Below are 14949 nucleotides of genomic sequence, written 5' to 3'. Positions count from 1 at the left end.
GTCTCAAATTCCATTGAGATACCTGTGCCAGTTAATGCTGACTAGGCTAAAGGCCTAGTTATACAAAATTGTGTGGCGGGGGGGGGGGGGGCTCTAGAACGATAGCGATATTGGGGGGCTTGGGCGGGGAGAGAATGTACTGTTGCCAGTGAGCTAACCCGCACTATCGGCGCGGAGTATTTTATAGTGGGGTAGTGGAAAAAAGCGGCGTGTAATGTGCTTTGTAAATCGCAGTAATGACACCAACCTTGATGATGGTCGGTCTGCATTGTCATCGAGGTCTTAGATACCGTGAGGTGTATTGCCTTTTGCTGTTGGTATTCAGCACATTGATGCGCGCTAGAGAGGGTGGTAACCATTGAGACCACAGGCGCTATATATAAAAGGAGAATGGCGCAAATTGGTAGCCATACCCATCTATTTTGATGCTTGTGAATTTGCTTGCTTGTTAACAACTTACAATCTCAATGTTTCTAATTGTGCGGATTTATAACATATGCGCTACATTTAAGCGAGTTTTTGTCTGTAAGGGCGGTGGGAAAAGATCGTCGGTAGGCCGAGTTGATCTTCGCGATCTTGTACTACACTTGTCTGACTTATTATTGTGTTTTTTATCAACGCTTAGTCTTAGGGCGTAACCCGCTTTTAGCGATGAGGAGCATGGTGTGGAATTATGGCATGAACAGGCTTTGAATAGTGCACAGATCGTCCCTTTGGAATGGCACTTTAATCAATATTTGGTATTAATTTCATTACTGTTATCTGTTCTTGCCGCTTTTGGTGGTTTAAGCATTTTACAAGGTGCTTGGATAACCAAACATATGAATACCTTACCGAAATGGCGTCTTATCAGTAGTGTGTTATTAGGCACCGGAATTTGGGTAACACAATATATTTGTTTACTTGCGATCGATGTACCTATTAATGTTCAGTTTCACCCCATTTTACTCTTTGCTTCGATTATTATGCCGATCATTAGTTCTTGGCTTACCTTTGGCTTATTGCAGCAAGAGCAACGAACTTTGTCAGATACCATATTTGCTGCGTTTATCTTTACGTCCGGTATGGTCGCTATGCTTTTGGCAGCGAGACAAGCGCTGGAATTGCCCGGTGAAGGTGACATTGACATACGTGGTTTATTGACCTCTCTAGGTGGCACCTTTCTGCTGACAGCCATTTCGTTGTCGTTAATTTCTAATCGGGCTCATCAGACGTTAAGGTCGCGAGTGGTTATTGGCGGTATTCTTGGTGGGGCTATTTTCATTTTGCCTTATACCGCGCTGTTTTCTTTGCAATTCCATGTTTCAGGCGATCTTGTTAAAGGTAATGTGATCCATTTTCACAATGATGCGATCGCCATGACCGCATTGGTGATGGCCTTTTTCATCCTGATGATTTTATTTAGTCTGACCACGTTATCGCAAATTCAGCAGGATTCAGAAGTAACAGAGCGGTTGGTGTCGAGAGAAAAGGACATCATCGATAGTTTTATGGATGGATTGCTGATTATTAATAGTCAAGGCGATGTGCTGAGTATTAATCCAGTAGGGCAAACATTGCTTGGATTGACGAATGTCCCCATCAGTAAATTGCGGTTAAGAGCCATCTTACCAAGCTTTGATATCAACAATATGGTTAGCCCAACTTACAGTGGTTTAAGCGACTTAAGCCATATTCGTACCATGGCGATGACTTATCAAGGAACCCAATTCCCATGCGAATTTACTTTGTCGCGAATGAGTGTTCAAGAGGGGAATAACGCGTTATTCACGCTTTTGATTCGTGATATCACTGAACAGTTGTCGTTAGAGCAACAATTACGGCGCACGCACAAGATGGAATCTATTGGCCAGCTATCGGCGGGTGTTGCTCATGAGATAAATTCTCCAGCCCAATACGTGACAAATAACATCACCTTTTTGAAAGAAGGATTTGAACGGCTGTTACACACGCATCGATTATTACAACCGAGTGAACGTGACATTCAAGATCCACACACTTATCAAAACAGAGTGATTTCACTCCTTAATGATCCAGAATTGAAGTTTATTATCGAAGAAGTACCTCAAGCGGTTGAGCAGTCACTGGATGGGATGAAGCAAGTCAACAGTATCGTCAAGGCGATGAAATCGTTCACTAATCCCAGTGAAGAACGGCTGCAATATATTGATTTAACCGAAGCAATTCGTGCAACGATTACGGTGGCAAGCTCTCAATGGAATGGTAAAGCTGTTGTGAATACGGAATTGAGTGATGAGTTAAGCTCGGTTCCATGTTACCGAGATTTATTCAACCAAGTGGTGTTGAATTTGCTGTCGAATGCGATTCATGCGATTGAGGATCAAAAAACGAATCGTACAGATTTTCAAGGGGTTATCACACTCAAGACCTGGCGTTCAAAGCATCATGCTGTTATTACCATTACGGATAATGGGGTAGGAATACCCGAGGACATTATTGATAGAATATTTGATCCCTTTTTTACCACAAGAGAGGTGGGTCAAGGTTCTGGGCAGGGATTAAGTCATGTTTACTCGACAATTGTTGATAAACATAACGGAATAATAAACGTAGAATCTCAAGTGGGAGTAAAAACCACCTTCACGATAAAACTGCCTCTTATAATTAACGATGGTCACCAGACGATGGATAAAGTGGATGAAAATCTTATTAGTGGATGATGATCAACTCGTTTTAAATGGGTTACGTCGAGCATTATTTAGCGCGGACTGCTCAGTAATAACGGCAAATAGCGGTAAAGAAGCATTAGAAAAGCTGGCCTATGAAGAGTGTGATTTGATTATTTCGGACATGATGATGCCGCAAATGGATGGTTCGCAGTTGTTGGAAGAGGTCAGTCAAAAATACCCTTGGATAATACGTGCCTCACTTTCTGGGTACGCTGACCCACAAATGACAGTAAGAGGCGGGTTTTATGCCCATCAAGCTTTTATGAAGCCTTGCGATACATCGATGCTGAAAGCGGAAATTCAACGTATTTCTAACATGTTAGAACGTTTTCCGGATCGTCTGATTCAAAATGCTATTGGGACAATAACCTCACTTCCGGTAACACTAGACTTGTACCAAAAAGTAAAAGTGATGCTCGAAGATGAGCAGTCTTCAATCCAAGATCTCGCTGATGTTATTCAAAACGACCCCGCGATATGTGCCAAATTAATTCAGATCGCCAACAATGCCATTTTTCGTGGCAAGAGCGAAATAAACAGTGTTGAAGGTGCGCTGAATCGTCTCGGAACCCAAATAGTGGTAAATATTGTTGCCATGCTGGAACTTTATGTGGGGGATAAACATAAACCCAGTAAAGCGTTAGAAAACTTACGCCAACACAGTTTAATTGTTGCGAACCTTACGGCAAAACTCGCCCCGCAAGGAGAGAGCAATACAGGGTTTCTCATCGGTGTTTTACATCAAATAGGTGAATTTGTTCGCACCTTAATTTTGCCAGAACTAATGAAAAAGTATTTAACCTCTGGTGGTGAAAAACATGACTTTCGCCATTTAGAAGAGCACCTATTTAATACCAATTCGGAGCAACTCGGTGCCTATTTGCTGCATTTATGGGCGTTCCCTTCGCCTATCATTGAAAGTGTGCTTAACCAAAATAACGAGCAGTTGGTGCTAGAGCAACCCTATTCGTTTACGACGGCTTTGTATATTGCGAAAAAGATCGCTAATGGCGAAACAGTGAATGTTGAGCTGGTGGATAAGTTTGAATTAACTGAAACACTTGCACAATTGTAGGTATAACCAAAGTAATTTAACCCTTTCAGCGTGAATCAGATACTATATCGCTATTCATGTTTATCGTTTAGGAAAGGGTGTATACGTACACTGTATATTGATGAAATCGCAAATTTCTGTGCGGGATAACTTTCCGCTCCCTCAAGATCTTAATGTGTTAATCACTGTCGTTCGCCAAGAAAGTTTTGCTATGGCGGCGGATGAGCTGGGTGTCTCTCCTGCTTATGTGAGTAAACGGATTCAAATTCTCGAAAAAACGCTCAATACTCGGCTGTTACATAGAACGACTCGGCGAGTTGTGCTCACCGAAGATGGTCAACGTGTATTTAATCGAGCGATTCGTATACTAGACAATATGGAAGAGTTGGTTGATGACTTGTCCCAGTCGAAATATGTTCCGCGTGGTGAGCTCGCTATTTGTACTAGCTTTGGGTTTGGCCGGGCAAAAGTTGCTCCAATACTTTCTAAACTAGCCAAAGCCTATCCTCAGCTTGATATTCGCCTAGATGTGGGGGACAAACCGGTGGATTTGGTGAAATCTGGCTACGATTTGGAAATTCGGGTTGGGGGCCATTTACCGGAGCATCACATCGGTAAATGTCTGGCGAAAAATTTGCGTATGTTATGCGCTAGCCCGAAATATTTGGCTGAACACGGCGAGCCTGAAACACTGGACGATTTAGATCAACATTCATGTTTGGTATTGAAAGAAAAAAATACCATGAATGGGATTTGGAATCTGGAAACCTTAAATGGTGAAAAAATCGCGGTACGGATTAATAGTGCCTTGTCATCCAACGATGGGGGCATTGTGCGCCAATGGGCTTTGCATGACCAAGGGATCATTTTACGTTCCTATTGGGACATTGCTGAGGATCTGGCGCAAGGCAAATTGGTACAAATATTACCCGATTATTTTCAGACTGCCGACATATGGGCTATCTATCCAACCCGAATGACAGAATCAGCTAAATTGAGAGTTTGCATTGAATTTTTGCAGCGAGGTTGCCAAGCTTTTTCTTACACGGCAGATAAAGCCGACAAGGATTAGTGCATCTCTAAATTCCCTCTGAATCCCGCGTTTGAGGTGATTTGGGTATATTGTACGTAATAATTTGTTGCACTAATTAACCCGATATCAATTGTATTTCATAATAGATTTCTTATTTTAACTATGGTTACTGATAATTTAAATAATGCCCATAGATATGATCAGGATTTAATATTAGACACACTTTGTTGTTTAAAATTTGTTAAATATTATAATTATTTCCAAATCGTGTTTATTGTTAACACGCTATGGAGTTTGAATCCTTGCTCTTGTTCACTAGTATGGAGAGGTTCTCCTTATTATTGAACTTCATATCGGGACGGATTACCGGAGCATAGTGAATGACGCTATTACATAGTCAGCAAAATACGACGCAGCAATGCGTTAGACCCAGTCACCAGGTCTTACCTTGGGCCAGTTTTGCCAAACACACGGCTTCCCAAAAGTTAGATTCGGTAGTGCGTTGTTGTTTTGAAGGAGAGCTGACTCAGGGAAGCTCGTGGCAAGATCTGGTGATGGTCACTGTGGCTAATTTTACAGCCGAACAAAGAGCGTGCACCATTGTATTATTTTGCGGAACGACGCTACAGCATTGGGATACCAGTGTTTGCTTGGCAATGTGCAGAATGGCAATAGAAGGCGGGCTCAAAGGTGCAGCATTTGAAGCTGATGGCCAAGTGTTTCATTGTGAACAAGATATTCGCCGGCCAAGCAACATTTCGATTGCTGAATTTAGTGCAACGCAATGGCGTAATCGATTTGCGACGGGCTTGAAAAAAGGTCAAGAATTGATTGTGAATAGTAGTGCTGTTAAGCCCGTCATCATTCCACAGCAAAATAGTATTACTACTGGTGAGCATCAACAACTCTTACCGACAGAACTTGATTATGCTTTTATCGGTACTGCTATGTTTTCCCCTCTGCAACAGTTACGCGAACTGCAAGAATTTATTGCAGGGAGACAGGTCACTATAGGTATTCAAACCGTTATCGTATTTCAGTCTCTGCAATTGATGCTACAAGCTGAGAAAGAGGGACTGGTTGATGCGCTTCTTAGCAGTGGCTGCCAATATTGCTTAATTGATGAACTGCCGCTTTACTACTATCAAAATGTGGATATGAAGCAATGTGCAATAAGTTTTGATTTAGCCCAAATCGCAGCGCCCAAAGGAGAGTCTTACCTTATGAGCCATAGAATGGTGATGTCTGCAGCATTGCGTGGCAGTTTGTAGCATCCTTTCTACAACGATTCTCTACTATATTTTCACCCTGTTATTTTTGCTGTTTGGCCAGCCAAACTCTCGCCCATAGACCGATTGGGGTCAAAATCCCTTTTGATACAAAACGGACTTTATTACGGTAGATAATCAAAGTGGTAGGGGCGTCTTTAACATGCCACCGTTGGCTTAGATGATTATTCGTATCATTAACAATCCAAAAATGGAAATAATGATCGTCGAGATAACGGCGCATGGCTTCATTATCTCCAGACATTTTCGCAACCCCAACTGTAGGATAATAGTAACTCAGCCATTCCACACTCGGTGTTAATAATCGACAGCTATTACACCAACTTCCCCAAAAATACAGGATGACCGGCCTTTTTTGACTTAGGGCTGCAATATTGACTTCCTGCCCATCAATATTCTCCATATGGATAGCGTTATGGTGATCAAGAGGAATGGTTTTATCATGCCACGCGTCAATAGCGATACTGATTGCCATAATGCAGACTAATATCAGTATGAATTTACTGATTTTTTTAAATAAGGAGTTACGCTTAACTATAAGCCCTTTAAGAATATAAAGCACAAGTAGGACGCAGATAACAATGGTAGAAATAATGATGCTGTTGTGCTTGATAAAACTTAAGTACGTCATGCTGATCTCAAACTAGATGGGGGCCGTATTGTACAAATTTGCTCGGCCTAAGACCAATTTAATTCTGTGTATGTCGTAAGCCTATAGTTGATGAATTAATTATTGATCATTCTTATCTGTTTAAGGTCCTCAATAGCTTGAGTCCTATTGATAATATTGACATGACTTGCTGTTAACGGCATGTTGACATGCATATGAGGCCAATGGAATAGGGTGTTATATGGGTTTGAAATATAGAGGTTATTAATGAAAACGCATGGAGTGATCCCGGTACTCGGGTTGCTGCTTATTGCTTCTCAGGCAGTAGCAGCAGATAAATCAACGCAAGATGATGATAAGGATAAACTCAGTGGCAACGCGAAGTTAGGCTTTATCTATTCAAAAACATCCTCATCTTCCACATCCCTAAACTCTGGTATTGGCTTAAAATACAACGAGAAACCTTTTACCCACGAATTTAATGGCAGTACTTATTACACCAACGCGAAAGACGACGATGATGGTGTGAATAAATACACTTTAAATTACAAGTTTTCTTACGCCTTAAAAGGTGGGGAAGGGTATGACGCCTATATCGACAATGAATATAAACATGACCAATACGAAACCTATCGGCATGTCTATGATGTGACCGTCGGTATCCAAAAAGCGTTAATCGCGACCAAGAAAACGGAACTTAATATCGGTGGCGGTCCGGGTTATCGGTACACCAAACGTCAGGATTTTGATGATGACTACCCAAATCAAGTGGAAGAAGATGTGATCGTCAACGCCTTCATTAACGGTAAATCGCAGTTAACTGACGCGCTATCAGTTGGCGGTAGTGCTGATGTCGATTATGGTGAATCGAATACGACCTATACACTAGGCGCGAATTTGACTAATAAACTGGTCGATAACGTGGCTTTAGTCTTTGATAGTGAGTATATCTACAATACAGACGTGGCCTCAGATGATGACCACGATGAGCTGTATAGTACGATCAGTATCACCTACGCCTTTTAAGGCGTTGATATTTTGGTTTGATCGATAACTGAACCGTGATAGCCCTTAGCGCAGTCGGCACCCTGACACTCTGAGGTCAACATATTCAATACAATCGATCCGGCGTTGGTCATGACACGATAATGGCCGACGCCATCTTTATCCCCGCCGAGCGATTGGCTGCCTTCTTTATTCTGCGTGATGGCTGATTGAGTCGCTTTAGAACCCTCACCGATATTAAGTTGTGCGAGTACATTTTTACTATTGGTAAACGTCGCATTCAATGCACAGTCGTGTTTATCGACTGATGGACAAAGTGTTGCGTCCTGATTTCCTGCATCTATGGTATAAAATTGTACTTGCGGTTCATGTTTTGGCATTGCCCGTAAGCTTTTTTGTCCTGAATCGGATGTCCATTCGTTATAGCCATTCCAACTGTCTTCACTTGGGAACAGGCCAAACACAAAGGCGTTCTCTAAACTTTGCGCATGACAAATAGGAAATTTATCATCAGCTGGACCGACTCCCTTGCAGGCTGGTAAACCACGCATTGGTCCGGCAATATTGACAAAGCGGCGCACATATCCCCACGCACTTTTATATTCAAAAGTCGCGAGCGCTAACGAGACGCCTTGTGAATAGGCGACAATATCGACTTGGCTTTTATTGCTATATTGACGAACTCGGCGGATGAAATCGTATAGAAGGTTGTATTTTTCAACCTGTTGTTGGTTTTTTTCTGGGTTTACCTGTTCTTCGTGAGAGGTGTAGGTGACGGCAAACAGTTCACAATCGTTATAGCCATTGTCTTTAAATGTTTGGTAAACCGATGCTGCGTTTGGTGCCAGGTTGGGACCTGTCGGTTTGACGAGCCAATTACTCGACGTTGTTGCCGCGCCGTGAATAAAGATCACCGGGGTTTTTGTTGCCTGACATTTTCCTCCACCAAAACCGCCAAAATTTAAACCAGGATGAAAATCTGCAGCAAACGATGGTGAGGATGATGCCGTTTGGCCTTTATCAGCATAACTAATGGGGCTGACTAATACTGTCGTTGACAGTAAAAGCGTCGTTAATCGTTTTAGCTTAACGTTATTCATCGCGCCTTCCTGAAAAATGATTAAAAATGTTGGCTAAAGGGAGAGACTGTTTTCCGTAAACAGTGGGTATAATCCTAGCTGTTGATGGGCCACAAAAAGTATTAATAGGTCATAAAACAGTAAGTCTGACGCAAAACACTACAAAAATTCCGTTTAATCAGCAAGTTTGAGCACTGAACAGGTTACTTAGGTAGCGATGTTTAGATATGGCCATCCTGATATTTTGAAATGCGTTGAATTATCTTTCGCACTTGGTGATTGAAGTTGCTGGGTTCCCAAGCCATTACCACCTGACTCACCAATGGCATATCATCAATTTCTGTACAACGGGCGGAATCATCCAAGTGCTCTGCGAGGGAGCGAGGAACAATGGCTATACCAAACCCAGCTTGTGACATTGCAACCGCAGAGCGTAACTGTGGTGCGGCATATTGGCTATTGATGGCAATGCCACGATGGGTAAATAGTGACGTCATTTCATCATAAAGAGCTGGGCCTGTTTCACGGGGAAAGAGCAGTAGTCGTTCGGTGCTGAGCTCGTCTAAGCTGATATGTTTTCGTTGAGCGAGAGGATTCGTTGAAGGGATCACGGCAATGAACGGTTCTTCGAACAGCACTCGTTTTTCCAATTGTTCACAGGCGTAACAAGGTAGACGTTTAAAGGCGATATCAAGCTGTTTTTCTTTTAGCTGTTCAACGAGTTTATGCATCGGAAGCTCTACTCCGACAAAATTCACTTCTGGAAAGTACTCTCTTAATTGTCGCATTACCGATAACACTTGGTTACAGATTGCTGTCGATGTGGCAAATCCAATCCGCACTTCCGTATTCTCACCGCGCGCCATTTGCTTTGCTTTTGCCTTGGCTTGTTCAACATTATTAAGAATGTTCAATGCATCGACGTAAAAAGTTTCACCCACCTTGGTCAACTCTACTTTCCGCGAGGAACGGTCGAACAGAGGCGCCCCAATTTCCTGCTCCAACTTTTTTATCTGTTGGCTAAGTGGGGGTTGAGCAATGCCTAGTTGCTCCGCAGCTCGAGTAAAGTGATGCGTTTGTGCCACGGTAACGAAATATTTTAAGTAGCGTAGTTCCATATTTTTTTCATATCGAAATAAATGAATTTTATATTAGATTTTACGTGTTACAGATTCCATGCTTATTGCATAAGTTCAATACAGTAACGGTGTATATCATGTGTGAAATCTACAACTCTCTTTGTACTTGTTCATTCGATGTGGCAAAAGAATTCGCTGAATATCACAAATTAACCGGTCGTGGGGAGATCTATCAGACTTCATTAATGAGCGCGTTAATTGCTGGTGTCTATGATGGTTCAACCACAGTTGAAGAATTATTAGAACACGGTGATTTTGGTTTAGGAACATTTGATCACTTAGATGGTGAATTAATTGCGTTCGATAATAAAGTATTCCAATTAAAACAGGATGGGTCAGCACATAAAGCTCAAATGACACAAAAAACACCATTTGCAGTGATGACTCATTTTAAACCGAATATTGAATTACCCATTACCGAATCATTGACTCGAGAACAATTGCATAAGCTAATCGATCAAATGGTGCCATCCGATAACTTATTCTGTGCGGTAAGAGTTGACGGGACATTTGACTATGTTAGGACTCGAACCGTACCACGTCAAGAAGCGCCCTATCGACCAATGTTAGAAGTGGTAAAAGAGCAGCCAACGTTTAATTTTCGTAAACATAAAGGCGCTATCGCAGGTTTTAGAAGCCCTCAATATACCACTGGTATTAATGTACCTGGTTATCATGAGCATTTTATTACTAATGATCGTAAAGGTGGCGGCCATATTCAGGATTACCGTATAACGTCAGGTTTTTTGCAAATTGGGGTGGTATCGAAATTAAATATTGATATTCCTACAACTGAACAATTTTTAGATGCTGATTTATCACATCACGATATTCGTCAAGCTATAGAAAAAACAGAAAAATAATAGCTTTGATTTATGTTAAGGATAAAAAGATGAAAAAAGAATCTTCAATTCGAACTGGTGCTGATTTAATTGCTCAACAATTAGAACAATTGGGTACTAAATATATATTCGGTATTCCAGGTGCAAAAATTGATCGTCTATTTGATGCGATTAACGATACCAATATTAATTTAATTCCTGTTCGTCATGAAGCCAATGCGGCATTTATGGCTGGCGCTATTGGGCGTCTAACGGGTAAAGCCGGGGTCACTATGGTCACTTCTGGTCCGGGGTGCGGTAATTTGGTGACTGGTGTCGCGACCGCCAACTCGGAAGGTGATCCTATGTTGGCATTAGGCGGTGCGGTTAAACGTACTGACCAGCAACGTAAAACTCACCAAAGCCTTGATACTGTAGGTATATTTAGGCCTATTACCAAATATTGTGCAGAAATTCAGCATGTTGATGCAGCGGCAGAAATGATCGCGAATGCAGTACGCGCGGCGGAAACTGGACGTCCTGGTGCGAGTTTTGTGAGTTTGCCGCAAGATGTATTAAGTGATCAAACAGAAAACGATGTCATCATACCTAATCGATATGTACCGATGGGGACGGCTGATATTACTGCAATCGATGAAGCAGTAAAACGCATTGAAGCGGCAGACAATGTGGTGGTCCTTGCGGGATTGCATGCCAGTAAGGAAGAAAACGCGTTAGCCATCACCCGCTTTTTGCAGAAAACTCAATTACCCGTTGTTGGCACGTATCAAGCTGCTGGTACATTAAATATTAATCACTACAATCGATTTGCGGGCCGAGTCGGCTTGTTTAACAATCAACCTGGTGATGTGTTGTTAAAACAAGCGGATTTGATCGTCACTATTGGGTTTAACGCGATTGAATATGATCCAGACCTGTGGAACACCAAAGATTGCCCGATCATTCATTTAGATATTGAACCTGCGGAGTATCAACAGCATTATCAACCAGAAATAGAATTGGTTGGTAATATCGCGACATCAGTGGAACAAATGACGAACCGAATGTCTTCCTATTCCCGTTTATCACCACTGAGCCTGTCTATTTTAGAAGAAGTCGCTCATCGTCGTCAGTTGATAAAAGGGTATCCATCCGTTTGGAGCGCTCGTGGTTTTCATCCATTAAGTATTATCAAAGTGATGCAGTCATTAATTACCCCAGATATGACATTATGTTTGGATATGGGGAGTTTCCACATTTGGCTTGCTCGTTATATGGGATGTTTTCGTGCGCGCCAAATGATGATTTCTAATGGGCAACAAACCATGGGGGTGGCATTACCATGGGCCATCAGTGCTAGCTTATTAAACCCAAGTGCGAAGGTGATTTCTGTTTCTGGTGACGGCGGTTTCATGCAATCAAGTATGGAGCTAGAAACTGCGGTGCGTTTAGGCTGTAATATTGTACACATTGTGTGGGTGGATAACGCATACAACATGGTAGAAATCCAAGAAGTGAATAAATACGGCCGTCATTCTGGTGTGAAATTTGGTCCGATTGATTTTAACGCTTACGCGGAATCTTTTGGTGCTCATGCTTATGCTGTCACTGAGCAACATCAATTAGCGACTACGTTAAAAGCGGCCATGGATGTACAAGGCCCAGCGGTTGTGGCTATTCCTGTCGATTACAGTGATAACTACAAGCTGCTAAAAGCACGTGGCGCTGATCATTGTGATCCGGTTTTTGCCGGACAAGAAAGTGTCCTTGCTTAGTATAATCAGCACGTGAAATAAGCAGGCAAAAAAAGCCCCAATAGTTGGTGAACTATTGGGGCTTTTTTAAATTGGGGCCATTTGGCTATGCGCCATTAATGAGCCTGAACGGCTGCTACGCTTGAGTGTTGGCGTTTGCTCATAAAGAGCAACATGAGGCTTGATAAAACAGCTATCGCGATAATACAGCTCCATGTCATGGAATAGCCGATACCTTGCACCATAATGCCCATCACGACATACGCAGGTAGCATACCAATATTCTTGATAGTATTAATCACGCCACTGATCCTTCCTCGGTGGCTACGTGGAGACTGGTTAGCGATATAGACATTTTCGTTAGTCACTAATAGCACTTCAGCGGCCGCTAAAATTAACCATGCAAAGAAGAAGACTGGCACATAATCAAAATTCATGACCACTAAATATCCGCCAGCCAGTAACCCCCCGCAAATCGATAGGCTTTTCAACTCGCTTTGTCCATGCGTAACTTTCACCAAAATAGGGGTGAGCACAACCACCGCAACGCAGGCAATGGTCATGAGTTGACCAAAGACAACGGCTCCTTCTTTGCCAAATAGGTGCGCCATATAGAGTGGTGCGAGTACGGTCATTTGGGTAATAGCGATATAGAGTAACGTGCAGGCTATGCCAAACACCCACAGGTGAGGACGTTCTTTCAACACTTGCCATACACTGCCTTCGGCATCTTGCTCAGGATCGAATTCTAATTCAAGGTCCTCGCGCTCTGGTGTTGGCATAGGTTTCGTGTATTTAGGTTCTTTGACGAACCAAGCAACCAATAAAATACCAATCACACTCGCCAGTCCGTTACCCCAATAAATCAAAGAGCTGCTATACCAGAATAGGTAACCTGCAACCAAAGAGCCCACAGCAGAGCCCACGTTATAAGCCAAATAACTGAGAGACATAACGGCTGAACGATTGCTGGTATTTGAGAGATTCGCAGCGAGTGCATTCCCTGCGGGTACTGAGGCGCCACCAAAAAGATAAGCGATTAAAATAAGGGCTGGAGCAAGGTAATGATGTTCGGGGAAAAAACCACAAACAAACAGAATAGTGCCACCAATCAATTCACCCAGCACCATAATATTTTTATGACCAAAGGCATCAGCAAGCTTCCCGCCGAAGACGCCACCTATCATAAATGCAGTCATCACAATCATCACAAAAGTGCTGGCAATGGCTTCTGAATACCCAAGCTTTTGAGTAAGCAGTAAAACCAAAAAAGGAATGATGAAATTACCAAGACCGAGAATAAAACGGGATAGGGCGATAAAGTAAATGTCTCTAGGGAGATCTTTATATATGGAAAGTGTTTCTTGTATTCGTCGCAGCATATGCGCTTCCTAGCTATTATGTTTAGCTATCAAAATAACCATAAGTATTCGTTCCATAACAACCATAAAGGCATGTTAAACAATGTATTATCGACTACGGCTTTCGATATTAAACTGATTGAGTTTTACACAGGTAGTACGGATATACCGAATTCAAGACAAAATTTCCAGAACTATCTACCTAAAAAGGGTAATCATACGCGAAGAGTCATGAGTGGTCTTGTGGTTATTTACTCAGCGGATCAGATGAAAAGTATTCATGAGTTATATACCCAAGTAACCTCAAGATGCTGTTTCAGCGAGAATGTATTCGCTCTTAGGCAAGGCACTGATTTGAAGACATAGTCATTCTACGTAGAAAATCAGTAACACAGCCTAGGAGCGAATAAAACTCGCCCTTCGGGAACTCATCAACAAACCTATTTCTGCGCCCAATCACGTTAAAAGGGAATGACCATTCCTGCCGTGATTGAGCTTGACCTAGGCTCGTTGATGAAGCTCTGAATCCTGCATCTTGAGGTCATTTGGGTATAGAAAAAGTGGCCAAAAAAAAGACTGTGAGTCAGTGCCCTGAATCACAGTCAAACTATTACAGTCGTATGTTCTTGTTAAGGGGGGAATCATTACAGCAGATCGTTCATCAACAGCTCGTAATCTTCTTCAGCCTCAGCGATGAGTTTATCTAAATCTCGCGCATCCTTTTTGTGGAGCACGAGCGAGGTGGTAACTGGTTTCTTTTTGGCTTGAGTTTCACTGACACAAATCAAACAGGAAGCCCCATTTTTGGATTGCCACTCAATACAGTCTAACTCAGTCTCGAAATGTTCTTGGGTTTCTGGAATATCAATCGCTATTGTTCCGCACCGAGTCACTTCGATGTGAGCGTGGAAGTGGTTTTTATCCTGTAAAACGTATTCTTTGCGGGTGGACATCATAGTCGTCATCCTCCAAGACTTAGACGTGCGTTAGTTACACGATAAAGTGTAGGCAACTGGCCAATAATTATTCGATAACTAGCTCACGCTAAAAAATGACAAAAGAGTAAATAGCTGAATCCCCGTTGGTTATTTTTTGTGCGAAAAAAGACCAATGT

13 protein-coding genes are annotated in these 14949 nt (G+C 42.3%); 7 read left to right on the top strand and 6 right to left on the bottom strand.

The genetic code is table 11. The features are described 5' to 3' along the window. Positions 1-41: 41 nt before the first annotated feature. Entirely contained in the window at positions 42-455 is a 414-nt protein-coding gene (locus I1A42_RS25320) for a DUF2946 domain-containing protein (RefSeq protein ID WP_196123470.1), read from the bottom strand. Between the two features lie 210 nt (positions 456-665). Between I1A42_RS25320 and I1A42_RS10620 the strand changes: the two genes are divergently transcribed. The 4 genes from I1A42_RS10620 (at position 666) to I1A42_RS10605 (ending at position 6048) form a co-directional block, all read left to right on the top strand. Continuing rightward, positions 666-2681, top strand: a complete 2016-nt coding sequence (locus I1A42_RS10620) for an ATP-binding protein (RefSeq protein WP_196123469.1) — start codon at positions 666-668, stop codon at positions 2679-2681. After that, entirely contained in the window at positions 2659-3765 is a 1107-nt protein-coding gene (locus I1A42_RS10615; RefSeq protein ID WP_196123468.1) for an HDOD domain-containing protein, read from the top strand. The genes I1A42_RS10620 and I1A42_RS10615 overlap by 23 nt, the downstream gene beginning before the upstream one ends. A gap of 100 nt (positions 3766-3865) precedes the next feature. After that, the gene (locus tag I1A42_RS10610; protein WP_161157968.1) at positions 3866-4816 is read left to right on the top strand and encodes a LysR substrate-binding domain-containing protein; all 951 of its coding nucleotides are present in this window, start codon (positions 3866-3868) and stop codon (positions 4814-4816) included. Positions 4817-5157: 341 nt separating this feature from the next. Then, positions 5158-6048, top strand: a complete 891-nt coding sequence (locus I1A42_RS10605; RefSeq protein ID WP_196123467.1) for an aconitase family protein — start codon at positions 5158-5160, stop codon at positions 6046-6048. 40 nt (positions 6049-6088) lie between these two features. On the opposite strand, the gene I1A42_RS10600 is transcribed toward I1A42_RS10605, so the two are convergent. Next, positions 6089-6697 carry a thioredoxin-like domain-containing protein gene (locus I1A42_RS10600; RefSeq protein WP_161157970.1) on the bottom strand — a complete coding sequence of 203 codons (609 nt, stop codon included), beginning with the start codon at positions 6695-6697 and terminating at the stop codon, positions 6089-6091. 246 nt (positions 6698-6943) lie between these two features. Between I1A42_RS10600 and I1A42_RS10595 the strand changes: the two genes are divergently transcribed. Beyond that, positions 6944-7702 carry a DUF481 domain-containing protein gene (locus I1A42_RS10595; protein ID WP_161157971.1) on the top strand — a complete coding sequence of 253 codons (759 nt, stop codon included), beginning with the start codon at positions 6944-6946 and terminating at the stop codon, positions 7700-7702. On the opposite strand, the gene I1A42_RS10590 is transcribed toward I1A42_RS10595, so the two are convergent. Next, the gene (locus I1A42_RS10590) at positions 7699-8781 is read right to left on the bottom strand and encodes an alpha/beta hydrolase family protein (protein WP_196123466.1); all 1083 of its coding nucleotides are present in this window, start codon (positions 8779-8781) and stop codon (positions 7699-7701) included. The genes I1A42_RS10595 and I1A42_RS10590 overlap by 4 nt on opposite strands. Before the next feature lie 200 nt (positions 8782-8981). Next, a complete protein-coding gene (locus I1A42_RS10585) occupies positions 8982-9878 on the bottom strand; it encodes a LysR family transcriptional regulator (RefSeq protein WP_196123465.1) in 897 nt (298 codons plus the stop codon). Between the two features lie 98 nt (positions 9879-9976). Here I1A42_RS10585 and budA point away from each other — a divergent pair, with 98 nt between their 5' ends. Continuing rightward, the gene (gene budA / locus I1A42_RS10580; protein WP_196123464.1) at positions 9977-10762 is read left to right on the top strand and encodes an acetolactate decarboxylase; all 786 of its coding nucleotides are present in this window, start codon (positions 9977-9979) and stop codon (positions 10760-10762) included. Between the two features lie 29 nt (positions 10763-10791). Next, on the top strand, positions 10792-12495 hold the full coding sequence (gene alsS, locus I1A42_RS10575) for an acetolactate synthase AlsS (protein WP_196123463.1): 1704 nt from the start codon (positions 10792-10794) through the stop codon (positions 12493-12495). Positions 12496-12590: 95 nt separating this feature from the next. Here the strand turns inward: alsS and I1A42_RS10570 are convergent, their stop codons facing one another. Beyond that, entirely contained in the window at positions 12591-13856 is a 1266-nt protein-coding gene (locus I1A42_RS10570) for an MFS transporter (RefSeq protein ID WP_161157976.1), read from the bottom strand. Positions 13857-14479: 623 nt separating this feature from the next. Further along, a complete protein-coding gene (locus I1A42_RS10565; protein ID WP_196123462.1) occupies positions 14480-14791 on the bottom strand; it encodes a hypothetical protein in 312 nt (103 codons plus the stop codon). Between the last annotated feature and the right edge of the window lie 158 nt (positions 14792-14949).

This window comes from Vibrio nitrifigilis (assembly GCF_015686695.1).
Classification (GTDB): Bacteria; Pseudomonadota; Gammaproteobacteria; order Enterobacterales; family Vibrionaceae; genus Vibrio; species Vibrio nitrifigilis.
The sequence above is the reverse complement of the archived record's forward strand: the minus strand, read 5'-3'. Positions and strand labels throughout refer to the sequence as shown.

What these genes read in the sequence shown, in the direction of transcription:
- I1A42_RS10615 (WP_196123468.1), top strand. Translation starts at nt 2,659, where the DNA reads ATGAAAATCTTATTAGTGGATGATGATCAACTCGTTTTAAATGGGTTA.
- I1A42_RS10610 (WP_161157968.1), top strand. Translation starts at nt 3,866, where the DNA reads ATGAAATCGCAAATTTCTGTGCGGGATAACTTTCCGCTCCCTCAAGAT.
- I1A42_RS10605 (WP_196123467.1), top strand. Translation starts at nt 5,158, where the DNA reads ATGACGCTATTACATAGTCAGCAAAATACGACGCAGCAATGCGTTAGA.
- I1A42_RS10600 (WP_161157970.1), bottom strand. Translation starts at nt 6,697, where the DNA reads ATGACGTACTTAAGTTTTATCAAGCACAACAGCATCATTATTTCTACC.
- I1A42_RS10595 (WP_161157971.1), top strand. Translation starts at nt 6,944, where the DNA reads ATGAAAACGCATGGAGTGATCCCGGTACTCGGGTTGCTGCTTATTGCT.
- I1A42_RS10590 (WP_196123466.1), bottom strand. Translation starts at nt 8,781, where the DNA reads ATGAATAACGTTAAGCTAAAACGATTAACGACGCTTTTACTGTCAACG.
- I1A42_RS10585 (WP_196123465.1), bottom strand. Translation starts at nt 9,878, where the DNA reads ATGGAACTACGCTACTTAAAATATTTCGTTACCGTGGCACAAACGCAT.
- budA (WP_196123464.1), top strand. Translation starts at nt 9,977, where the DNA reads ATGTGTGAAATCTACAACTCTCTTTGTACTTGTTCATTCGATGTGGCA.
- alsS (WP_196123463.1), top strand. Translation starts at nt 10,792, where the DNA reads ATGAAAAAAGAATCTTCAATTCGAACTGGTGCTGATTTAATTGCTCAA.
- I1A42_RS10570 (WP_161157976.1), bottom strand. Translation starts at nt 13,856, where the DNA reads ATGCTGCGACGAATACAAGAAACACTTTCCATATATAAAGATCTCCCT.
- I1A42_RS10565 (WP_196123462.1), bottom strand. Translation starts at nt 14,791, where the DNA reads ATGATGTCCACCCGCAAAGAATACGTTTTACAGGATAAAAACCACTTC.